This is a genomic window from Gemmobacter nanjingensis (genome assembly GCF_014652195.1).
GTDB classification, from domain to species: Bacteria; Pseudomonadota; Alphaproteobacteria; order Rhodobacterales; family Rhodobacteraceae; genus Gemmobacter; species Gemmobacter caeni.
In genome coordinates, this window is record NZ_BMYI01000002.1 from 302,674 (window position 1) to 323,856 (window position 21,183).

A 21,183-nucleotide genomic window follows, 5' to 3' on the forward strand; every position below is an offset into this window, starting at 1 on the left:
GTTACTCCGTAAAGGTCAGGGTTTCGGCGCCCAGCGGCGCCAGCAGGGCATCGACCTCGGCCGCCGTCACCTCGGCGCCCGAGCCATGGCGCCAGCGCGGCTTGCGATCCTTGTCGATCACCATGGCGCGAATGCCTTCCAGAAAGTCGGTCATTTCCTGTGCACGATGGGTGACACGATATTCCATCTCCAGCGCAACGGGCAGGGCCACATCGGCGGGCAGTCGATGTTGCATCGCCAGCGTCGTCGCCACGGCGAGCGGCGCCCCCCGGTGCAACGCCTTCAGCGTGTCGCGGGCAAAGGCGCCATACTCGGCCGCAAGGCTCGCCTCGATCACCGCCAGATCGGCGCTGGCAAAATGCCGGTCGATGTCGGCTTGCTGGCCGGGCAGGGTGCCCGGCTCGGGCGCTTTCAGGAAGGGTGGCAGCACGGCAATCTCGCCGGAGCGTTCCAGCGCCGCGATGAGCGCGGGCCAGTCCGCTTCGGGCACGAAATGATCGGCAAAACCGGCATAGATCGCATCCGCCGGTCCCATGCGTGTCCCGGTGGCCCCCAGATAGCAACCGAGCCGCCCCGGCCCGTGCCGCAACAGCGCCGAGCCACCGACATCCGGCACCAACCCGATGGCGCATTCCGGCATGGCGATCTGTGCGCTTTCGCCGGCGATGCGGTGGCTGGCGTGGCAGGCTACACCCACACCGCCGCCCATGCAGAAGCCCTGCACCAGCGTGACCACTGGCTTGGGATAGGCGCCGATCCGGGCGTTCATCCGGTATTCGTCACGCCAGAACTCTTGCCCATATGCGACATTACCCGCCGTGCCTTCGGCATAAAGCTCGGCAATATCCCCCCCGGCACAGAAGGCACGGTCGCCTTCTGCGTCGATCACGACCAAAGCGACTTCCGGGTCATCGGCCCAGGCCACCAGCGCCGCATCCAGCGCCTTGCACATCTCGTAGCTCAGCGCGTTCAGCGCCTTCTGGCGTGTCAGGGTCACGCGGCCCGCACGCCCGACCTTGCGGAGGAAAATGTCGCTCATGCCGAAACCAGTGCGCGAGAGATGATCAGACGCATGATCTCGTTGGTGCCTTCCAGAATCTGATGCACCCGCAGGTCGCGCACGATCTTTTCCACCCCGTAATCGGCGAGGTAGCCATAGCCGCCATGCAGTTGCAGGCACTGGTTCGCCACATCGAAAGCCGCATCGGTGACATAAAGCTTGGCCATGGCGCAGAACTTTGTGGCATCCGGCGCGCCGGTATCCAGCTTCCATGCCGCCTGTCGAAGGAAGATGCGCGCCGATTGCAGCTTCACCTCCAGCTCGGCCAGACGGAATTGCAGCGCCTGGAACTGATCGAGCGTCTTTCCGAAGGCCCGCCGCTCGGCCATATAGGCCAGCGTCGCGTCAAAGGCCGCCTGCGCGCCACCCAAGGCGGAAGCGGCGATGTTCAGCCGCCCGCCATCCAGCCCGGCCATGGCATAGGCAAAGCCTTTGCCTTCCTCGCCCAGCAGGTTCGCAGCAGGCACCGCGCAATCATCCATCTGCACCTGACGGGTTGGTTGCGCGCGCCAGCCCATCTTGTCTTCCAGCCCGCCAAAGCTCAGCCCCGCCGCGCCATCTTCGATCACCAGCGCCGAAATCCCCTTTGGCCCCTCGGCGCCACTGCGCGCCATCACGATATAGGCATCGGAATAGCCGCCGCCCGAGATGAAGGCCTTTGTGCCGGTCAGCCGCCAGCCCTGATCGTCACGCACCGCCTTTGTGCGCAGTGCTGCGGCATCGGACCCTGAGCCCGGCTCGGTCAGACAGTAGGAAAACACCTTTTCCATGCTGCACAGGCCGGGCAGGTAGCGGGCCTTCATCTCGGCACCGCCGAATTTGTCGATCATGCCGCCGCACATGTTGTGGATCGACAGGAAGGCCGAAACCGCCGGGCAGGCCATGGCCAGCGCCTCGAACACCAGCGTCGCATCCAGACGGCCCAGGCCGGTGCCGCCAAACTCCTCGCTGACGTAAAGCCCGCCCAGACCCAGTTCGGCCACCCTGGTCCACAAGTCACGCGGGATGGTGCCCGCCGCCTCCCATTCCCGCGCGAAGGGGGCAATCTGTTCCTGCCCGAACGCCTGTGCCATTTCGAAAATGGCCTGTTGTTCCTCGGACAATGCAAAATCCATCCCGAGCCTCCTCCGCTGGAATTGAACACATGTTTATTTCTGGATTGTTGCGAGAGTTTTGCAAGGGTCGATCTTGCCGGGCTTCGCGCGGCCCGCCCCGATTTTCTGTCCGAAAATATCCTCGGGGGGTGAATGCGCCGTCAGGCGCAGAGGGGGGCAGACAGCCCCCCTCGCAACGTCGAACTCAGTCCAGCGCCTTGAAGTTCAGCGCCGCCCCTTCCTTGATCCCCGAGAACCAGCGCGCCGTCACCGTCTTGGTCTTGGTGTAGAAGCGGAAGGCATCCGGGCCATACTGGTTCAGGTCGCCGAAGGCGGATTTCTTCCAGCCGCCGAAGGTGTAGTAGGACAGCGGCACCGGGATCGGGAAGTTGATGCCGACCATGCCGACATTCACCCGGCTCGCAAAATCGCGCGCGGTGTCGCCATCGGCGGTAAAGATCGCGGTGCCATTGCCGTAATCGTTGTCGATCACCAGTTGCAGAGCATCCTCATAGGTCTTGGCGCGCACGGTGGACAGGACCGGGCCGAAGATCTCCTGCTTGTAGATGTCCATGTCGCGGGTCACGTTATCGAACAGGGTCGGTCCGACGTAGAAGCCGTTCTCGTAGCCCTGGATTTTCAGGCCACGACCATCGACCACGATCTTCGCGCCTTGATCCACGCCCGAACCGATCAGGCCAAGGATGCGCTCTTGCGCCTGTTTCGTGATGACCGGCCCGAAATCCACGTCATTGCCGGCGGTATAGGGGCCGACTTTCAGCTTTTCGATGCGCGGCACCAGCTTTTCGATCAGGCGGTCGGCGGTTTCATCACCCACCGGCACTGCGACCGAGATCGCCATGCAGCGTTCGCCCGCCGCGCCGAAGCCCGCGCCGACCAGCGCATCCGCCGCCTTGTCCAGATCGGCATCGGGCATGATGAGCATATGGTTCTTGGCGCCGCCGAAGCACTGGGCGCGCTTGCCGTTGGTGGCGGCGCGGCCATAGATATATTGCGCGATCGGGGTCGATCCGACAAAGCCGATGGCCTGCACCGTCGGGTTGTCGATCAGCCCGTCCACGGCTTCCTTGTCACCGTTCACCACCTGAAGCACGCCGTCAGGGATACCAGCCTCTTTCGCCAGTTCTGCCAGGCGCAGCGAGGTGGAGGGCACGCGCTCCGACGGCTTCAGGATCACCGCATTGCCGCAGGACAGGGCGGGGCCCATCTTCCACAGCGGGATCATGGCGGGGAAGTTGAAGGGGGTGATGGCGGCCACCACGCCCAGCGGCTGCCGCATCGAATAAAGGTCAATGCCCGGACCGGCGCTGTCGGTATATTCGCCTTTCAGCAGGGCGGGGGTGCCCATGCAGACCTCGATCACTTCAAGCCCGCGCTGCACATCGCCCTTGGCGTCGGGGATAGTCTTGCCATGTTCGCGGGCGACCAGTTCAGCCAGTTCATCCATGTGCTGATTGATGAGGTCGCCGAATTTCATCATCACCCGCGCGCGGCGCTGCGGGTTGGTGGCGGCCCATGCGGGCTGCGCCTTTTCTGCCTCGGCGATGGCATGGGCCAGCTCATCGGCGCTGGCCAACGCGACGCGCGCCTGCAATTCGCCGGTGGCGGGGTTGTAGACTTCGGCAAAGCGGCCCGACTTGCCCGCCACCATCTTGCCGTTGATCCAGTGTCCGATCTCTTGCATTGGAATCCTCCCGATCTGCTGGCGCTACAATAGGCTTGCAAATTTCACGGCAAAAGCGGCAAGTTTCCAAATCAGTTTTGCATTTCTGCAAAGGCGGGTGATGGACTGGGATGATCTGAAACTGTTTCTGGCGGTGGCGCGCAGCGAAAGCCTGTCGGGGGCAGGGCGGGCGCTGCGGCTGGATCCGGCGACAGTCGGCCGCCGCATCGCGCGGCTGGAAGAGGCGCTTGGCGCGCGGCTCTTTGTGAAAAGCCCGCAGGGATATGCGCTGACGGACGAAGGCGCGCGCATCCTCGCCCATGCCGAACGCGCCGAGCAGGCGGTGACCGGCGTGACCGAGGAATTGCGCGGGACGCAAGGTCTGACCGGACAGATCCGCATCGGTGCGCCGGATGGTTGCGCCAATTATCTGCTGCCACAGGTTCTGGCCGCGATCTGCGATGCCAATCCGGGGCTGGAGGTGCAGATCGTCGCCCTGCCGCGTGTATTCAACTTGTCGAAACGCGAGGCTGACATGGCTATTGCCGTGTCGCGGCCTGAAACCGGGCGACTGACGGTGCAGAAACTGACCGATTACCGCCTGAGCCTTGCCGCCTCGCGCGATTACCTTGCGAAGCATCCACCGATCACCGGCCCCGATTCGCTGCGCGGCCACAGGATCGTCGGCTATATCCCCGACATGATCTTCGACAAGGAACTGGATTACCTCAGCCAGCTTGGTCTCGATGCGGTGCCGCTGGCGTCCAATTCGGTCTCCGTTCAACTGAACTGGCTGCGGCATGGCGCCGGAATCGGCGTGGTGCATGACTTTGCCCGCCCTGCGGCGCCGGAACTGGAACGCATCCTGCCGGATCTGCGTTTGACCCGTGCGTTCTGGCTGATCCGTCACGCCGACGATCAGCGCGTAGAGCGACTCAACCGCTTTGCCGATCTCCTTGGAGACGGTATTCGTAAAGAAGTATTACGCCTGGAAGCTGTCTCTTGACATAAAATTGCGCAGGCGCAAGGCTTTGTACATGAGCCAAGGAGGTTGCCATGCATGTCGCGCAGATTCTCAAGACCAAGTCGGATGATGGGGTTGTCACCGTCGCCCCCGGCACCAGCGTCGCCGAGGTTGCGCATGTTCTTTCGATGCGCCGCATCGGGGCGGTGATCGTGTCTTCCGACGGCAAGCACCCGGCTGGCATCGTTTCGGAACGCGATATCGTGCGCGAACTGGGCAAGCGCGGGCCGACCTGTCTGGCCGAGGCGGTGGATGGGCTGATGACCACGAAGCTCGTCACCTGTTCGCGGGATGAAACGACTCATGACGTGTTGCAGAAGATGAGTGCGGGCCGCTTCCGCCACATGCCGGTGATGGAAGGGGACGAGATGATCGGCCTCATCTCCATCGGTGACGTGGTGCAATCGCGGCTGATGGAACTGGCCGCCGAGAAGGACGCGCTGGAAGGGATGATCAAGGGCTTCTGAGCCTCTTGCCGCATCGCGGCAAATTCGCACTTGCAAAGCGCCGCGCAATATTGTTGCGTGGCGCCAGCAAATGAGGGGGGAGCCCATGCGCATCGGCCTGTATCCCGGCACGTTCGACCCGATCACGCTCGGCCATGTCGATATCATCCAGCGCGCCATGCAACTGGTGGACCGGCTGGTCATCGGCGTGGCCATCAACCGTGACAAGGGGCCGCTGTTCTCGCTTGAGGAACGGGTCGCCATGGTCGAGGCGGAATGCGCCGGAATCGCCAAAGCCTGTGGCGGCGAGATCGTGGTGCATCCGTTCGAGAATCTGCTGATCGACTGCGCCCGCGATGTCGGCGCGCAGGTCATCGTGCGCGGCCTGCGTGCCGTTGCCGATTTCGAATACGAATTTCAGATGGTCGGGATGAACCGGGCGCTGGATAACAGCATCGAGACGGTTTTCCTGATGGCCGATGCCCGGCGTCAGGCCATTGCCTCAAAGCTGGTGAAGGAAATCGCCCGGCTGGGTGGGGACGTGTCTAAGTTCGTCACGCCCGATGTTCAGGCGGCCTTGCGCCGCAAATACGGCTGAGGGGCAGGGGCTTTTCAGCCCCGGCCATAAACCGCCTGATGCGCGATGCGATGCGCGTCGCCGGGGAACAGCCCCAGATCCAGTGCCACATCCTGCGGCAGCCGCGCGATCTCGTTGCGGGTTTCGATATAGCGCGCGCGTTTTTCCGCGGCAGATTTCAGGCGAGCGATGAGGTTCGTCATATCTTTTCCTTCCACATCTCGTGGCGTCAACGTGTCAGGCCGGATGCCTGTCACACTGCCTAGATGCGCTCGAAAGGTAGCGCTAACAAGGTGAGCCCGGGCAATGCCGCAATGCAGCATCCGCATGGCTGGAGGAAAAGACAAAGGGCGCCCGAAAGCGCCCCAGATCTCTTGCAGGAAATTTGCAAGGATTTTCAGAGAAATCCCTGGCGGGGCTCAGATCAGCTTGCCCATGGCCACGGCGGTGTCCGCCATGCGGTTCGAGAAACCCCATTCATTGTCATACCAGCTGAGGATCGACACGAAGCGGCCGTCCATCACCTTGGTCTGGTCCATGTGGAAGATGCTGGAATGCGGGTCATGGTTGAAGTCGGACGAGACATTCTTGAACAGCGTGTAGCCCAGAATGCCCTTCAGCGGGCCATCGGCAGCCGCCTTGATTGCGGCATTCACCTCTTCCACCGTGGTGTCGCGCTTCGCGAGGAACTTCAGATCCACGACCGAGACATTGGGCGTCGGCACCCGGATTGCGAAACCGTCGAGCTTTCCCTTCAGATCGGGCAGCACCAGACCCACCGCCTTGGCGGCGCCAGTGGAGGTGGGGATCATCGACAGGGCGGCGGCGCGGGCGCGATACAGATCCTTGTGCATCGTATCCAGCGTCGGCTGGTCGCCGGTATAGCTGTGGATCGTGGTCATCATGCCTTTTTCGATGCCGATGGCATCGTTCAGCACCTTGGCGACGGGGCTGAGGCAGTTGGTGGTGCAGGAGGCGTTTGAGACGATCAGGTCATCCGCCGTCAGAGTGTCGTGGTTCACCCCGTAGACGATGGTTTTGTCGGCACCCTCGCCGGGGGCCGAGATCAGCACGCGTTTCGAGCCATTTTCCAGGTGCGCGAGGCATTTTTCCTTGCTGGTGAAGATGCCGGTGCATTCCATCACCACATCGACATCCGACCACGGCAGGTCCGCCGGGTTCCGCAGGGCTGTCACCCGCATCGGGCCACGGCCGACGTCAATCCAGTCGTCTCCGGTGGTGACCTCGACCGGGAAGCGGCCATGGACGGAATCGAAGCGCAGAAGGTGTGCGTTGGTTTCCACCGGACCCAGATCGTTGATCGCCACGACCTCGATATCGGTGCGGCCCGATTCGATGATAGCGCGCAGAACGTTGCGCCCGATACGTCCGAATCCGTTGATAGCAACTTTGACGGTCATGGCTGCCTCCTTGTCCATGCACGGCCCGGCCGACGAATCGGCCAGCTCTGGTAGCGCTAACATGGCGAAAACAACTCAAAGATCAACCGAAAACTCCGCGACCCAGGGGCTGCGTCACTTCCAGAAGCGCAGGTAATCCATCAGGCTCAGCAACTTGCGGGCCAGAAAAATAAGACTGGCCCCGTCGTTCAGGAAAACGTCGAGGCCGACAAGACCCACAATCAGCAGGCCAAGAACAAGAGCGATGCGGTCGGTCACGACCCCTCCGTTACTGGAGGAGCCGCCCCATCGCACCGGCCACATCGGCCATCCGGCAGGAGAAGCCCCATTCATTGTCATACCATGCCAGAACGCGGACGGTCCGGCCGCCGACGACCTTGGTCTGGTCAGGGGCGAAGATAGACGAATGGCTGGTGTGATTGAAGTCGATCGAGACCTTGGGCTCCGGATCATAGGCCAGAACCGCACCCATATGGCCAGCAGCGGCTTCGCGCACGATCTCGTTCACGTCGGCGACGGTCACATCCTTGCCTGCTACGAAGGTCAGGTCGACCGCCGAGACGTTCGGCGTCGGCACACGGATGGCGGAACCGTCCAGCTTGCCCTTCAGTTCCGGCAGCACCTCGCCGATGGCCTTGGCGGCGCCGGTGGAGGTAGGGATCATCGCCATGGCGGCGGCGCGGGCGCGATACAGATCCTTGTGGCGGCGGTCCAGCGTCGGCTGGTCGCCGGTGTAGGAATGGATCGTGGTCATGATGCCGCTTTCGATCCCGATGGCATCGTTCAGCACCTTGGCCAGCGGCGCGAGGCAGTTGGTGGTGCAGGAACCGTTGGAGACAACCAGGTGTTCCGACAGCAGCGAACGATGGTTCACGCCGTAGACGATGGTCTTGTCGGCATTCTTGGCGGGGGCCGACACCAGTACGCGCTTGGCGCCACGACCAAGGTGGACGGCGGCCTTGTCGCGGTCATTGAACTTGCCGGTGCATTCCAGCACGACGTCGATGCCTTCCCAGTCCAGCTCGTCAGGGTTGTAGGTCGACATCACCCGGATCGGGCCGCGGCCCAGATCCAGCGTATCGCCCTCGACCGACACCTTGCCGGGGAAGCGGCCATGCACGCTGTCATATTTCAGCAGATGGGCATTGGTTTCGATTGGGCCGGTGGCGTTGATCGCCACGACCTGCACATCGTTGCGGGCAGATTCCGCGATATGCGCGAGGGTGCAGCGCCCGATGCGGCCAAAGCCATTGATGCCGATGGTGATGGTCATGTCTCGCGTCTCCGTGGTTCCAGCCCCGCAACTGCGGCAGGCTATAAACTGATGCGGGGGAGTCAGGGAAGCTGGAAAACGACACATTTTCAAAATGTTAGCGCAAACTTCCGGTGTTTTCGCTAACAAATACTGCCCTTTGGCACCTTTTCGCCGCGCCGCAGCTTCGCTAGTCTGACGGGGCGTGCGATGTGGAGAATGTAATGAGCGGTTTGCTGGCACTGCTGGATGATGTGGCGGCCATTGCCAAGGTCGCGGCGGCTTCGGTCGATGATGTGGCGGCCGCGGCGGCCAAGGCGGGGGCCAAGGCGGCTGGCGTCCTGATCGACGATACCGCAGTGACGCCTGCCTATGTGCATGGTTTCTCTGCGGATCGGGAACTGCCGATCATCGGACGCATCGCGTTGGGTTCGGTGCGCAACAAGCTGCTGATCCTGTTGCCCGCGCTGCTGGCGCTGAACCATTTCGCACCGGGCTTCATCACCCCGCTTCTGATGCTGGGCGGCAGCTATTTGTGTTTCGAAGGGGCGGAGAAGGTGCTGCACCTGTTCGCTCCCCATGCCGATGCGGCGGTGGAGCAGGATTTCGATACCCGTGATCCGGCACATCTGGAGGAAGAAAAGGTCGCGGGTGCCATCAAGACCGATTTCATCCTGTCCGCCGAGATCATGACCATCTCGCTGGCCGCCATTCCCGACAGCGGCCCGTGGATGGAGGCCATCACCCTCGCCGTGGTGGGTGTGATGATCACGGCGGCGGTTTATGGTGCTGTCGCGCTGATCGTGAAAATGGATGATGTAGGCCTGCACCTGGCCCGCACCGCGCGCGGATCTGCGGTCCGGGGCCTCGGGCGCGGGCTTGTGCGGGGGATGCCGAAGCTTTTGGCGGTGCTGTCCTCGGTCGGGACGCTGGCGATGCTGTGGGTCGGTGGCAATATCGTGATTCACGGGCTGCATGAGCTTGGCCTCCACGAACCCTATGCCAGCATCCATCATCTTGCCGAACTCGCCGCCGGGGCCGTGCCGATGGCGACCGGGCTGGTGGCTTGGGCGGTAACGGCTTTCTGCGACGGGGTGCTGGGGCTGCTTTATGGATTGCTGCTGGTCCCGGTGGTGACGCGGGTTATCGGGCCGGTGGTGGCGGCGCTGACCGGGCGCAAGCCGGCGGCGCATTAACCCTGGCCCGGCGCGGGTGCCGCGACGGGGATTTTGAGTATTTTTGCAAGAAGCAAGAGGCTCAGGTCGGGGTGACGCGGAGGGCTTCGAGCCCGTGGAAATGGTAGACATCGCCGTAACGCGGCGGTGCGGCGAGGCGCAGGCCGGGCAGGCGGTCGAACAGGATCGGCAGCGCAATCTGCAATTCCAGCCGGGCCAGCGGGGCGCCGACGCAGAAATGGATGCCCGCACCAAAGCTGAGGTTTGGTTTCACCGGGCGGGCAGGATCGAAACGGGCGGGCGTATCGAAGGCGGCCGGATCGCGGTTGGCGGCAGCGAGCAGGATCTGCACCTCGGCGCCTTTCGGGATGCAGGTGCCCATGACCTCGACCTCTTTATAGGCCCAGCGGGTGAAGGCGTGCAGCGGCGGATCAAGGCGCAGGATTTCCTCCACCGTGCCCGTGATGGCCTCTGTGGAGAGGGTGCTGCGCGGGGTTTCGTGTTCAAGAAGCAGCTTCACCCCATTGCCGATACTGTGCACCGTTGCCTCGTGCCCGGCGTTCAGCAGCAGGATGCAGGTGGTGATCAGCTCGTCGGTCGACAGTTTCTCGCCCGCTTCCTCGGCTGCGATCAGCGCGGTGATCAGGTCGTCGCGCGGGGTCTTGCGGCGGTCTTCGACATAGCGGCGCATGAACGCGACGAAATCCTGGGTCGCGGCCACCGCCGCATCCTCGCGCGCGCGGTCGCGTCCGGCCTGATACATGCCGACCATGGCATTGGACCAGCGCAGCAGGTCCGGTGCCATTTCTTCGGGCACGCCCAGCAGGCGGGCGATGACGATGACCGGCAGGCGCTGGCCGAACTCCGCCAGCAGATCGAATTCACCTTGCGGAAGTCCGTCGATCAGATCGTGGCACAGCGCGGTGATTTCCGGCGCCAGCGCGGCGATACGGCGCGAGGTGAAGGCGCGCAGCACGAGACTGCGCAGGCGGGTGTGGCGCGGCGGCTCCAGTTCCAGCATGGAATGCGCCTCGACCGCGTAGAACGGGGCGAGCCGGTCGGGGATCGGCTGTCGCGCCCCGGGCGGGATTTCACGGCCGAAGCGACGGTCGCGGTAGATCGCATTGGCGGCGGCGTAATTGCCTGTCGAGATCAGCCCGTAATCCTGCCACAGGAAGAACGGCCCCGCGGCGCGGGCGCGTTCATAGAACGGGTAGGGGTTCTGCACAAAATCGGGATCGGTAGGGGACTGGCTGAAGCTTTGCATTCTGGTTCCGTCAGGAGGGGGATCGGGCCAGTGCGGGCCGGTGCTGTGCGATCAGCACGCCTGTGCCCACGATGGCCGCGCCCAAGGCCTGAACCCAGTTCCATGGCTGTCCCAGCAGGCTGAGAAACAGCATCACATAGAAGGGCGCCGCGTTCATATGCAGTGCCGCGAAGCCGATGCCAAGATGCGAGACCGAGGCGATCCACAGGATCTGGCACAAAGCCATGCCGCAGATCGAAAATACCGCGAGTGCCGCGACTTCGGTCGGGCCAATGGCGGCCCATTGCACCGCTGGCCCGCCTGTCAGGGCGGAAATCCCGGCGCCAATGCCGGTGGCAAGCCCCGCGCCCGCCAGGGTGACGGTGGTTCGGCCCCATGCGCTCAGCCCTGGCAGGGCGGTGACGCTGAACCGCGAGCCGAGCGTATAGGCGAGGATCGAGGCGGCGGCGCAAAACGCGCCGAAGCCCAGATCCACCGCGCCGAGGGTGCCACCAAGACTGACGATACCGCCCGCGACCGAGAGGGCAAGGCCAAGGGTCAGCGGCAGGGTCAGCCGCCGCCCGTCAGCCGTGCATTCGATGGCGATGCCGATGACCGGCATGGCGGAAGAAATCACCGCCACTGTCACCGGATCGGTTGCCGCCTGTGCCATGACCAGCAGCACGCCGCTGAGCCCGAAGCTCAGCCCGCCCAGCACAAGGCCCCGGCGCCATGGTGCGGCACGGAGTCGGGCGGGGCCTTCGATCAGCAGCCAGACCGGCAACAGCACCGCCGCCGCGATCGACATGCGCATCGCAGTCAGGGGAAGGGCAGGGATCGGCCCGATCAGATATTCGGCGGCGGGCAGGCCCATGGCCCAGACCAGCATGGAGCCGAGGCAGAGAAGGTTTGCCAGAAGCGGAGTCATCGGGATGCGCATGACGCCAGACTGGCGCGGGCCGCGCGCAGCCGCGCGACCATATGCGACCGGCGATGTCGCTGAGGGTCAAGCTGCCGACAGCGCCGCGACGATGGCGCCGAAATCGGCGGCTTTGAGGCTCGCCCCGCCCACCAGCGCGCCATTGACCTCGGCCGTGGCAAAGATTTCGGCCGCATTCGAGGGTTTCACAGAGCCACCGTAGAGCAGGCGGATACCCTTGGCCGCCGCACCGAAGCGGCTGACCAGTTCGGCGCGCAGGAAGCGGTGGACCTCGGCGATTTCATGCAGGGTGGGGGTGCGGCCCGTGCCGATGGCCCAGACCGGCTCATAGGCGATCACGATGTTTTCTGCCGTGGCGCCATCGGGCACCGAGCCTTCGACCTGCCGCCCGACCACGGCCAGCGCCTGACCGGCATCGCGTTCCGCCTCGGTCTCGCCGACGCAAATCACGGCGATCAGGCCGCTTGTCCAGGCGGCTTCGGCCTTCGCGCGGACCTGCGCATCGGTTTCGCCATGATCGGCGCGACGTTCGGAATGGCCAAGGATGACATAAGACGCCCCGGCCTCGGCCAGCATCGGTGCGGAAACATCGCCGGTATGGGCGCCAGTGGCCCTGGCGTGGCAATCCTGCCCGCCAATGCGCAGCGCAGTGCCATGGGCGGCGCGGGCCATGCGGTCGATCAGCGTGGCGGGCGGGCAGAGCAGCATGTCACAACCGGGGGCCGGATGCGCGGCGGTCAGCGCCACCACTTCGGCCAGATCGGCGGCGGTGCCGTTCATCTTCCAGTTTCCGGCGGCCAGTCTGCGCATATCCATCCCTTTCCAAAAGTTCGGAAGGGGTTATGCCAAACCTGTCCGCCGGTGGGAAGGGTTCAGCTTGCGGGGGCGTCGCGGAACTTGATGGATTCGCCGCAACCGCAGGCCTCCACCACATTCGGATTGTTGAAGCGGAAGCCTGCTTCCAGCGCCGAAACCTGATAATCAATCTCGGTTCCGAAGAGGAACATCTGCGCCATGGGGGCAATCAGCACCCGCGCGCCGTCCTGTTCGATCACCTCGTCCAGCGGATTCACCTCGGAGACGTAATCCATGGTGTATTCCATCCCGGCGCAGCCACCCTTCTTGACGCCGATGCGCAGACCCTGCGCCGCCTGTTTTTCCATCAGACGGAGGATCTGCCTGGTCGCAGCGGGGGTCAGTGTGACGGCTTGCTTGCCGGGGATGCCGAACATCGGGTTGGTCCTTATGCTATGGCACAAACATAGGTTTTTGCGCCTGCCACCTCAAGGGGTGGCACGGGGGTTACATGAACCCCAGTTCCAGCCGCGCCTCATCGGACATCATTTCCATGCCCCAGGGCGGATCGAAGGTCATCAGCACGCGCACCGATTGCACGCCCGGCACGGCCTCCACAGCGTCCTGCACCCAACCCGGCATCTCACCCGCGACCGGGCAGCCGGGAGCGGTGAGGGTCATCACGATCTCCACCTCGTTCGCGCTGCCGATCTCGACCGTATAGACAAGGCCAAGGTCGAAGATGTTCACCGGAATTTCCGGGTCGAACACAGTGCGGCAGGCCTCCACCACATTGTCATAAAGCGGATGGTCGGTGGTGGAGGGTTTGATGAGGGGGGCGCCCTCGATCTGGTCCTGAGCCTCGGTCATGGGTCTCTCGCGATTTAGTTGACCGAATATATAGGGATTGCCGGGCGAAGGTCCAGAGCGGCGTTACAGCAACCGCCGCGCCAGCCCGCTGCGGATCATCCCCCAGCCCAGCAGGGCAGAGCCGGCGAGCGCCCAGAGGAAAACCAGAGGGTAGGGCAGGTCGGTCAGGCGGATCGTCCAGGCCACGAAGAACACATGTAAAAAGTAGATCGCATTGGCCATGGTGCCGTAATCGCGGGTGGTCTTGCTGCGGCCCATCAGCGCCCAGAGCACAAGCGCAGGTGCGGCGACGGCCAGCCCCAGCAGGTTGTCATGGCTGACGCCCTGCGGGGCGATGGCCTCCAGCGCCAGCGATTCCAGTGGCAGCGCGGCGCAGGCCAGCAGGGCGACAATGCCGACATGGTTCCGGTCCAGCCGGGCAGGCAGGTCGTGACGGCGGATCAGCAGGCCGAGCAGGAAGAAGGGCAGACCGAGGAACAGCCCGTTCCGGTGCAACCAGACCGGGCTGCCCACCCAATAGGGCGTCGGAGGCCAGATCTGCCAGGCAAAGCCCCACATCACCGCCGCTCCGGCCAGAAAGGCCAGACCGGCCAGTGCCAGCAGGCGTTGGGTTGACCAGTGCGCGACCAGAGTCGCAAGCGCGGCAGCCAGCGCGGCGGCGATCAGATACCACAGATGCCACCAGCCCACCGCCCAGACCCGTCCGATGGTCAGCCAGTCCGAGGCGAAGAAGGCACTTTGCCAGACCGGCAGGTACAGCGCCATCCAAACCAGATACAGCCAGACCAGCCGCCGCAGATAGGGGCCGACGGTGCAGGCAGCCACGCGCGGCTGGAAGAAATAGCCATTGATCACAAAGAAGGCGGGCACGGCGACCCGAAACAGCCCGTCGCCGGTGATCAGCACCACGGCGCGGCTGTCGATCCCAAAGGGATTGACGTGGATGCCGACCACCATGACGGCCAGCGCCAGCTTCAACAGGTCAAGCGTGCGGCGGCGTTGCATGGCGGTCGGTCAGCTTGTCCGGGGCTCAGAACGGGATTTCGTCATCCATATCGTTGCGGCCACCGCCGCCGCCGAAGCCACCCTGCTGGCCACCGCCGCCACCTGAACGGCCACCGCCGTAACCACCACCCGAACTGCCGCCATAGCTGCCACCGCCCCGGCCGCCCTCGTAATCATTGCCGCCGCCGTAGCCGCCACCCTGATCGTCATAGCCGCCACCGCCCGAGCCGCCGCCTTCGCCGCGCCCATCCAGCAACGTGAGCTCCCCCCGATAGGGACGCAGCACGATTTCGGTCGTGTAGCGATCCTGGCCGCTCTGATCCTGCCATTTGCGGGTTTCCAGCTGGCCTTCGATATAGACCTTGCTGCCCTTGCGCAGATATTGCTCGGCGATTTTGGCCAGCGGCTCGCTGAAGATGGCGACCGAATGCCATTCGGTGCGCTCCTTGCGCTCGCCCGAGTTGCGGTCGCGCCAGGTTTCAGAGGTGGCGATGCGCAGGTTCACGACCTTGCCGCCGTTCTGGAAGCTGCGCACCTCCGGGTCGCGGCCGAGGTTCCCCACGATGATGACCTTGTTGACCGAACCCGCCATGCGCACTCCCTCGATTCTCGTCCGCGAGGCCAAGGCTGGCCCGCTTTGGTAAACATTCCGTTGTCTCTCCTATAACGGGCCGGGGGGCGGGCTTCAACGCCTGCGAAAACCCCCTGCAACCGGGGTTGCAGGGCCGGTTCCTGCGACCCGCTGCGGATGGCGGCCCGGCAGATCACCGGGCAAATCGGCCCCAGCCCTGCCACCACGGCACGGCGCAACCCGAAACGCTCCCGAAAGGACGCAAGATGAAAACCCTTCCCCTCCTCGCCGCCGCTTTCCTCGCCGTTGCCGCTCCGGTCTTCGCTTCGGGCGACAAGATTGACGATGCGACCCGCGAGAAGGTCACTGCCGCCATGACCGCGCAGGGCTACGAGGTCCGCAAGGTCGATATGGAAGACGGCATGATCGAAGTTTACGCCGTGAAAGACGGCAAGACTTTCGAACTGTACCTCGATGACGCCATGAACATCGTCAAGTCGAACGACGAATAATCCGCCGCACCCGGCCGGTTCGTCCGGGAGGGCGGACCGGCTGTCGACGATGTGCAGTGATGAAGCAGGATGCGAAGCATGACTGAAAAAACCTACATATGGGACGGCTTCGTGCGTCTCTTTCACTGGTCACTGGCGCTGGCCTTTGCGGCCAATGCCCTGTTCACCAATCCCGAACACGATCTGCACCACTGGATCGGGTATTTCGTGCTGGCCCTTGTCGCCGCGCGGATCGTCTGGGGGGTGATTGGCAGCCGCCACGCCCGGTTCAGCGATTTCCCGCCCAGCCTTTCCGCCGCCTTCGATCAGGCCGCCGAAATGGCTGCATGGCGCCGCCGTCCGCATCACGGCCATTCGCCGCTGGGTGCGCTGATGATCTATAACCTGCTGATCACGCTGATTATTGTCGGTATCAGTGGCTATATGCAGACCACGCTCATGTTCTTCGGGCGGGAATGGGTTGAGGAACTGCACGAGGTCGCGGTGACCTGGGCCGAGATTTCGGTGGTCGCCCATATCGCTGCCGTTGCGCTGGAAAGCCGCCGCCTGCGGATCAACCTTCCCGTGTCGATGGTTACGGGTTACAAGAGACTTCCCCGCGACTGACCGACAGACGGAACTGCCCGACCATGCCTTTCACTCCCGCGCGCCCGATCGGCCTCGCCGCGCTGATCCTGTTTCAAAGTGTCTGCGTGTTGTTCTTCATCGCCGATGTGATCGAGGATATCGGGGCCGAGGGCTGGGCAAGCGTCCGCGACCTGCACACCATGCCGGAACTGGGGGCGACCATCGGCCTTGTGCTGGGGGTCGCTTTCGAATTGCGCTACCTGCTTCGGCTTCTGCGCCGCCAGGCGCAGCTGGAACGGCAGATGAGCGTGGCGGCCGGGGCGCTGCACGAGGTCATGGAGAACTATTTCCGCGACTGGAAGCTGACCCCCTCGGAACAGGACATCGCGGCCTTCACTATCAAGGGCTATTCCATCGCCGAGATCGCGGGCTTCCGCGGCTCTGCCGAAGCGACGGTGAAGACCCATCTGAACGCCATCTACCGCAAGGCCGGAGTGACGGGGCGCGGGCAATTGACCTCGCTCCTGATCGAGGATCTTCTGCGCGCGCCGCTGGTCGGTGGCGGCGGGAACCTGCCGAACGCTCCGGCGCAGGGCTGACCGGGCCGGGGCGGCGGGCGGCGAATCCTCTGGCAGACGAGACGAAAATTCGTATAGTCCTGCCCAACGGAATTAGGTGCCGAAGGTTTGCTCATGCGTCGGAAAGTGGTTTCGCTCGCCCTGGTCGCGGGGGTCTCGCTCTGCGGGCCGGTTCATGCCGACGGGCTGAAACTTTCGGGCTCCACCAAGAACCGGGGTTTGCTGTTCAAGTCGCAGACGGCGCTGCTGGATGGCCGTCTGGCCAAGCAATATGAAGGTTCCGACCGTCTGAAGCCCAACAAGCCGAAGATCGAGAACGCGGCCGCCGCGGCGGTGCCGCGCTATTCGGGGCGCTACAAGGGCCAGTATCTTGAGGTTGCCAAGGCCATGGCGCGCAAGCATGGCGTGCCGGAAGACATGTTCCTGCGGCTGGTGCAGCAGGAAAGCGGCTGGAACCCGAATGCCGTCTCACCCAAGGGGGCAACCGGCCTTGCACAACTGATGCCCGATACCGCAAGACTGCTGCGCGTCGACATCAATGACCCGCATCAGAACCTGGAAGGCGGCGCGCGCTATCTGGCGATGATGTATGGCAAATTCGGCAACTGGCGTCATGCGCTCGCGGCCTATAACGCCGGTCCGCTGGCCGTGGAAAAGCATGGGGGCATCCCGCCCTATGCCGAAACCAAGAACTATGTGAAGGTGATCCTCGGCAGCTGATCGGCCGCCGTCCCGCACCCTGCGCCTTTATCCTGGCACAAATATCCTCGGGGTGAATTGCCGCAGGCAAGAGGGGGCAGAAAGCCCCCTCCCTTCGTTCTGTCAGGCCAGATCGCCGCTCGCTGCGATACGCCGCTTGCCGCCCAGATAGGGCCACAGCGCCTCGGGCAGATCGACAGAGCCGTCGGCCTGCTGGCCATTTTCCAGCACCGCAATCAGGCAGCGTCCGACCGCCAGACCCGATCCGTTCAGCGTATGTACAAACTCGGGCTTCCCTCCCGCAGGGCGATAGCGCGCATTCATCCGCCGCGCCTGGAAATCGCCGCAGACCGAGACCGAGCTGATCTCGCGATAAGTGTTCTGCCCCGGCAGCCAGACCTCAAGGTCATGGGTCTTGGTCGCGCCAAAGCCCATGTCGCCGGTGCAAAGCACGATGGTCCGGTAGGGCAGGCCCAGCTTCTCAAGGATCGCCTCGGCACAGCGGGTCATGCGCTCATGTTCGGCAAGGCTGGCCTCGGGCGTGGTGATCGACACCATCTCGACCTTCTCGAACTGGTGCTGGCGCAGCATCCCGGTCGTGTCCTTGCCCGCCGAGCCGGCCTCGGACCGGAAGCACTGGGTATGAGCGGTCATGCGGATCGGCAGCGCGGCCTCGTCCAGAATGTCGCCCGCGACCGTGTTGGTCAGCGTCACTTCCGATGTGGGCACGAGCCACCAGCCATTCGTGGTCTGATAGCTGTCTTCGGCGAATTTCGGCAGCTGGTTGGTGCCATACATCGCCTCTTCCTTGACCAGAACCGGGGTCCAGGTCTCGGTCAGCCCGTGGTCTCCGACATGGGTGTCCAGCATCAGCTGCGCCAGCGCGCGATGCACGCGGATCACCGCGCCGCGCAGCACCACGAAGCGCGAGCCCGACAGCTTCGCGGCAGTTGCGAAATCCATCCCCGGTTTCACGCCGGCGATGTCGAAATGCTCCTTCGGCGCGAAATCAAAGGTGCGGGGCGTGCCCCAGCGGCGCAGTTCTACATTCCCCGCCTCATCGGCGCCTTCGGGCACTTCGGGCAGCGGGCTGTTCGGAATGCGCATCAGCATGTCACGCAGCGCGGCATCCTTCTGATCGGCCTCGGCGGTCATCGCCGCGATCTCGGCCTTCTTCTGGGCCACCAGCGCGCGCAGACGCTCGAATTCCGCGTCGTCGCCCTTAGCCTTGGCCGCGCCCACCTGTTTGGAGGCCGCGTTCTGCGCCGCCTGTGCGGTTTCGGCCGCATGGATCAGCGCGCGCCGTGCCTCGTCCAGCGCCAGCACCTCCGACGACAGCGGCGAAAGACCCCGGCGTGCCAGGGCGGCATCGAAAGCGGCGGGATTTTCGCGGATGGCGCGGATGTCGTGCATTTCTCTGATCTCCAAGTCACGAATGCCCTTCATATGCAACATCGGCGCGCCGTGGTGAAGCGGAAAGGCAGTGCGCCCCTTGGCTGCCCGCTCGCTCACACCTATGTGCAGCGCGGGCAGGCACCTGCGTGCCTTGCCTTGAACCCGGGGCGCGGATAGGTTGCGCCACCGAAAGAGCCGGCCCGCCGGCCCATGCCTAACGAGAGGACGACCGCCCATGTTCGTAACCCCCGCCTATGCGCAGGCCGCCGGAGCAGGCGCCGCCTCGGCCTTTACCAGCTTCGTGCCGCTGATCCTGATTTTCGGCATCATGTATTTCCTGCTGATCCGCCCGCAGCAGAAGAAGATGAAAGACCACAAGGCCATGGTGGAACAGCTGCGCCGCGGTGATCAGGTGCTGACCCAGGGCGGGATCGTCGCCAAGGTGGTGAAGGTGCATGACGACGGCATGCTGGATGTCGAGATCGCGCAAGGTGTCGTGGTCAAGACCCCGCGCCAGACCATCGTTCAGGTTATGAACAAGACCGAGCCTGCCGCGGCCGCCTGAGGCCCGGCATCTGAGGACGGAAGGCCGCCATGACCCATACCCCGCTGTGGAAAAACCTGCTGATCTGGAGCATTGTGCTCCTCGGTGTCGCGTTTTCCGTACCGAACCTGTTCTATGACAGGGTGGAAAAGCATAACGACGCCGTAGCGGCGATCACCACGGCGGGCGGAACGGCCACGCCCGAGCAGGAGGCGGATCGCAGCCTCTGGCCCGACTGGCTGCCCTCTTATGTGGTGCCGCTGGGGCTTGACCTGCGGGGCGGTGCGCATCTTCTGGCCGAAGTCAAGGTGGCGGATGTCTATGCCGCCCGCATTGACGCGATGTGGCCCGATGTGCGCGACGCCCTGCGCGGTGTGCGCGATCAGGTCGGCAATGTGCGCCGCCAGCCCTCCGTCGACGGGGTGTTGCGCGTCGCCATCTCCAATCCCGATGGCATGGCCGTTGCGCTGGAGAAGGTGCGCGCGCTGGCGACCCCGGTGGTCAGCCTGACGGGCATCGGCTCGAACGACATCGAGGTCACCTCTGAGGGCACCGATATCGTGGTGCAGCTTTCGGAGGCCGAACGGCAGGCCACCGATCAGCGCACGATCCAGCAAAGCCTTGAAATCATTCGTCGCCGGGTCGACGAGGTTGGTACCCGCGAACCGACGATCCAGCGTCAGGGCGAAGACCGCATCCTGATCCAGGTGCCTGGCATCGGATCGGCGGCCGAACTGAAATCGCTGATCGGCACCACCGCGAAGCTGACGTTCCATCCGGTTGTCAGTGTGACGCAGGATGCAGGCGCCAATCCGGGGCCGCGCAATGAGCTTCTTCCGTCGATGGATGAGAAGGGCGTCTACTATATTGTCGAGCAGACCCCGGTTGTGACCGGCGAGGAACTGACGAACGCCCAGCCCGCCTTCGACCAGAACGGTCGCCCGGCGGTGGAGTTCCAGTTCAACGCGGGCGGCGCCCGCAAGTTCGGTGACTATACCGCCAACAACATCGGCAAGCCCTTCGCCATTGTGCTGGACAACGAGGTGATTTCTGCCCCGGTGATCCAGAGCCACATCCCCGGCGGACGCGGCATCATCACCGGCAAGTTCACCGTCGAGCAAAGCACCGAACTGGCCGTGCTGCTGCGCGCAGGTGCGCTTCCGGCCGAAATGACCTTCCTTGAAGAGCGGACCATCGGCCCGGAACTTGGGCAGGACAGTATCGACGCGGGCCAGAAGGCGGCGCTGGTCGGGGCGGGTCTCGTCGCGCTTTACATGATCGCGAGCTATGGGATCTTCGGCACCTTCGCCGTGATCGCGCTGGCCTTCAACATCGCCATGATCTTTGCCGTGCTTTCGGTCATCGGGGCCACGCTGACGCTGCCGGGGATTGCGGGGATCGTTCTGACCATGGGGGTCGCGGTCGATGCCAACGTGCTGATCTATGAACGCGTGCGCGAGGAGTTGCGCGAGGGCAAATCGCCCGGCGCGGCCATCGAGATTGGTTTTGGAAAGGCGCTGTCGGCCATCGTCGACTCGAACCTGACCAGCATCATTACCGCTGTCATCATGTTTGTCGTGGGCTCGGGCCCGGTGCGCGGCTTCGCCGTCACCACCGGCATCGGCATCATGACCTCGATGTTCACCGCCGTTTATGTGACGCGGGCGATCATCAATCTGTATCTGGGGTGGCGCCACCCCAAGACGATCACCGTCTGAGGAGGGGGCA

At 64.0% G+C, this 21,183-nt stretch carries 25 protein-coding genes; 10 read left to right on the forward strand and 15 right to left on the reverse strand.

The genetic code is table 11. From position 1 onward, the window contains the following. Window position 1: 1 nt before the first annotated feature. From IE126_RS06500 to IE126_RS06510, 3 genes are all read right to left on the reverse strand, one after another. Window positions 2-1,039 (reverse strand): enoyl-CoA hydratase/isomerase family protein, encoded by a 1,038-nt coding sequence (locus IE126_RS06500; protein WP_189380507.1) that lies wholly within the window; start codon window positions 1,037-1,039, stop codon window positions 2-4. Beyond that, the gene (locus IE126_RS06505) at window positions 1,036-2,175 is read right to left on the reverse strand and encodes an acyl-CoA dehydrogenase family protein (RefSeq protein WP_054303381.1); all 1,140 of its coding nucleotides are present in this window, start codon (window positions 2,173-2,175) and stop codon (window positions 1,036-1,038) included. The genes IE126_RS06500 and IE126_RS06505 overlap by 4 nt, the downstream gene beginning before the upstream one ends. 184 nt (window positions 2,176-2,359) lie before the next feature. Next, complete coding sequence (locus IE126_RS06510) at window positions 2,360-3,859, reverse strand: CoA-acylating methylmalonate-semialdehyde dehydrogenase (RefSeq protein WP_189380508.1); 1,500 nt, start codon at window positions 3,857-3,859, stop codon at window positions 2,360-2,362. A 100-nt stretch (window positions 3,860-3,959) separates the two neighbouring features. Here IE126_RS06510 and IE126_RS06515 point away from each other — a divergent pair, with 100 nt between their 5' ends. The 3 genes from IE126_RS06515 to coaD all read left to right on the forward strand — a co-directional run bounded on the left by IE126_RS06515 (window position 3,960) and on the right by coaD (window position 5,906). Further along, window positions 3,960-4,844, forward strand: coding sequence for a LysR family transcriptional regulator (locus tag IE126_RS06515; RefSeq protein ID WP_189380509.1), 885 nt, complete (start codon window positions 3,960-3,962; stop codon window positions 4,842-4,844). A 50-nt stretch (window positions 4,845-4,894) separates the two neighbouring features. Next, window positions 4,895-5,329, forward strand: a complete 435-nt coding sequence (locus tag IE126_RS06520; RefSeq protein WP_108126999.1) for a CBS domain-containing protein — start codon at window positions 4,895-4,897, stop codon at window positions 5,327-5,329. A gap of 85 nt (window positions 5,330-5,414) precedes the next feature. Beyond that, the gene (coaD, locus tag IE126_RS06525; protein ID WP_054303385.1) at window positions 5,415-5,906 is read left to right on the forward strand and encodes a pantetheine-phosphate adenylyltransferase; all 492 of its coding nucleotides are present in this window, start codon (window positions 5,415-5,417) and stop codon (window positions 5,904-5,906) included. 14 nt (window positions 5,907-5,920) lie between these two features. Here the strand turns inward: coaD and IE126_RS06530 are convergent, their stop codons facing one another. From IE126_RS06530 to gap (IE126_RS06545), 4 genes are all read right to left on the reverse strand, one after another. Then, the gene (locus IE126_RS06530) at window positions 5,921-6,088 is read right to left on the reverse strand and encodes a hypothetical protein (RefSeq protein ID WP_170120519.1); all 168 of its coding nucleotides are present in this window, start codon (window positions 6,086-6,088) and stop codon (window positions 5,921-5,923) included. Window positions 6,089-6,304: 216 nt separating this feature from the next. Beyond that, window positions 6,305-7,306, reverse strand: coding sequence for a type I glyceraldehyde-3-phosphate dehydrogenase (gene gap, locus IE126_RS06535; protein WP_108127418.1), 1,002 nt, complete (start codon window positions 7,304-7,306; stop codon window positions 6,305-6,307). Window positions 7,307-7,420: 114 nt separating this feature from the next. Beyond that, complete coding sequence (locus IE126_RS06540; protein WP_054303386.1) at window positions 7,421-7,564, reverse strand: hypothetical protein; 144 nt, start codon at window positions 7,562-7,564, stop codon at window positions 7,421-7,423. 10 nt (window positions 7,565-7,574) lie between these two features. After that, the gene (gene gap, locus IE126_RS06545; RefSeq protein ID WP_054303387.1) at window positions 7,575-8,579 is read right to left on the reverse strand and encodes a type I glyceraldehyde-3-phosphate dehydrogenase; all 1,005 of its coding nucleotides are present in this window, start codon (window positions 8,577-8,579) and stop codon (window positions 7,575-7,577) included. Window positions 8,580-8,782: 203 nt separating this feature from the next. Here gap (IE126_RS06545) and IE126_RS06550 point away from each other — a divergent pair, with 203 nt between their 5' ends. Continuing rightward, window positions 8,783-9,754, forward strand: coding sequence for a DUF808 domain-containing protein (locus IE126_RS06550; protein ID WP_189380510.1), 972 nt, complete (start codon window positions 8,783-8,785; stop codon window positions 9,752-9,754). Window positions 9,755-9,815: 61 nt separating this feature from the next. On the opposite strand, the gene IE126_RS06555 is transcribed toward IE126_RS06550, so the two are convergent. The 7 genes from IE126_RS06555 to ssb all read right to left on the reverse strand — a co-directional run bounded on the left by IE126_RS06555 (window position 9,816) and on the right by ssb (window position 15,181). Beyond that, window positions 9,816-11,000, reverse strand: coding sequence for a cytochrome P450 (locus IE126_RS06555; RefSeq protein ID WP_108126995.1), 1,185 nt, complete (start codon window positions 10,998-11,000; stop codon window positions 9,816-9,818). 10 nt (window positions 11,001-11,010) lie between these two features. Further along, complete coding sequence (locus IE126_RS06560; RefSeq protein WP_158640438.1) at window positions 11,011-11,907, reverse strand: DMT family transporter; 897 nt, start codon at window positions 11,905-11,907, stop codon at window positions 11,011-11,013. Window positions 11,908-11,985: 78 nt separating this feature from the next. Further along, the gene (gene tpiA / locus IE126_RS06565) at window positions 11,986-12,729 is read right to left on the reverse strand and encodes a triose-phosphate isomerase (RefSeq protein WP_108126993.1); all 744 of its coding nucleotides are present in this window, start codon (window positions 12,727-12,729) and stop codon (window positions 11,986-11,988) included. A gap of 62 nt (window positions 12,730-12,791) precedes the next feature. Then, window positions 12,792-13,151, reverse strand: a complete 360-nt coding sequence (locus IE126_RS06570; RefSeq protein WP_054303392.1) for a HesB/IscA family protein — start codon at window positions 13,149-13,151, stop codon at window positions 12,792-12,794. 70 nt (window positions 13,152-13,221) lie between these two features. After that, complete coding sequence (locus tag IE126_RS06575) at window positions 13,222-13,584, reverse strand: SUF system Fe-S cluster assembly protein (RefSeq protein ID WP_054303393.1); 363 nt, start codon at window positions 13,582-13,584, stop codon at window positions 13,222-13,224. Between the two features lie 63 nt (window positions 13,585-13,647). Further along, entirely contained in the window at window positions 13,648-14,589 is a 942-nt protein-coding gene (locus tag IE126_RS06580) for an acyltransferase family protein (RefSeq protein ID WP_189380511.1), read from the reverse strand. 25 nt (window positions 14,590-14,614) lie between these two features. Beyond that, a complete protein-coding gene (gene ssb, locus IE126_RS06585; protein ID WP_054303395.1) occupies window positions 14,615-15,181 on the reverse strand; it encodes a single-stranded DNA-binding protein in 567 nt (188 codons plus the stop codon). Between the two features lie 245 nt (window positions 15,182-15,426). Between ssb and IE126_RS06590 the strand changes: the two genes are divergently transcribed. From IE126_RS06590 to IE126_RS06605, 4 genes are all read left to right on the forward strand, one after another. Then, window positions 15,427-15,672, forward strand: coding sequence for a PepSY domain-containing protein (locus tag IE126_RS06590; RefSeq protein WP_054303396.1), 246 nt, complete (start codon window positions 15,427-15,429; stop codon window positions 15,670-15,672). 78 nt (window positions 15,673-15,750) lie between these two features. Continuing rightward, entirely contained in the window at window positions 15,751-16,278 is a 528-nt protein-coding gene (locus tag IE126_RS06595; RefSeq protein WP_054303397.1) for a cytochrome b/b6 domain-containing protein, read from the forward strand. 23 nt (window positions 16,279-16,301) lie between these two features. Beyond that, window positions 16,302-16,838 carry a helix-turn-helix transcriptional regulator gene (locus IE126_RS06600; protein WP_108126989.1) on the forward strand — a complete coding sequence of 179 codons (537 nt, stop codon included), beginning with the start codon at window positions 16,302-16,304 and terminating at the stop codon, window positions 16,836-16,838. Window positions 16,839-16,931: 93 nt separating this feature from the next. Continuing rightward, window positions 16,932-17,537 (forward strand): lytic transglycosylase domain-containing protein, encoded by a 606-nt coding sequence (locus tag IE126_RS06605; RefSeq protein ID WP_054303399.1) that lies wholly within the window; start codon window positions 16,932-16,934, stop codon window positions 17,535-17,537. Window positions 17,538-17,639: 102 nt separating this feature from the next. On the opposite strand, the gene serS is transcribed toward IE126_RS06605, so the two are convergent. Then, window positions 17,640-18,929, reverse strand: coding sequence for a serine--tRNA ligase (gene serS, locus IE126_RS06610; RefSeq protein WP_189380512.1), 1,290 nt, complete (start codon window positions 18,927-18,929; stop codon window positions 17,640-17,642). Window positions 18,930-19,146: 217 nt separating this feature from the next. On the opposite strand from serS, the gene yajC reads away from it, so the two are divergent. Then, window positions 19,147-19,476: a preprotein translocase subunit YajC gene (yajC, locus tag IE126_RS06615; RefSeq protein WP_189380513.1), complete on the forward strand. Its 330-nt coding sequence runs from the start codon at window positions 19,147-19,149 to the stop codon at window positions 19,474-19,476. A gap of 29 nt (window positions 19,477-19,505) precedes the next feature. Beyond that, entirely contained in the window at window positions 19,506-21,173 is a 1,668-nt protein-coding gene (gene secD, locus IE126_RS06620; RefSeq protein WP_054303402.1) for a protein translocase subunit SecD, read from the forward strand. Window positions 21,174-21,183 lie beyond the last annotated feature (10 nt).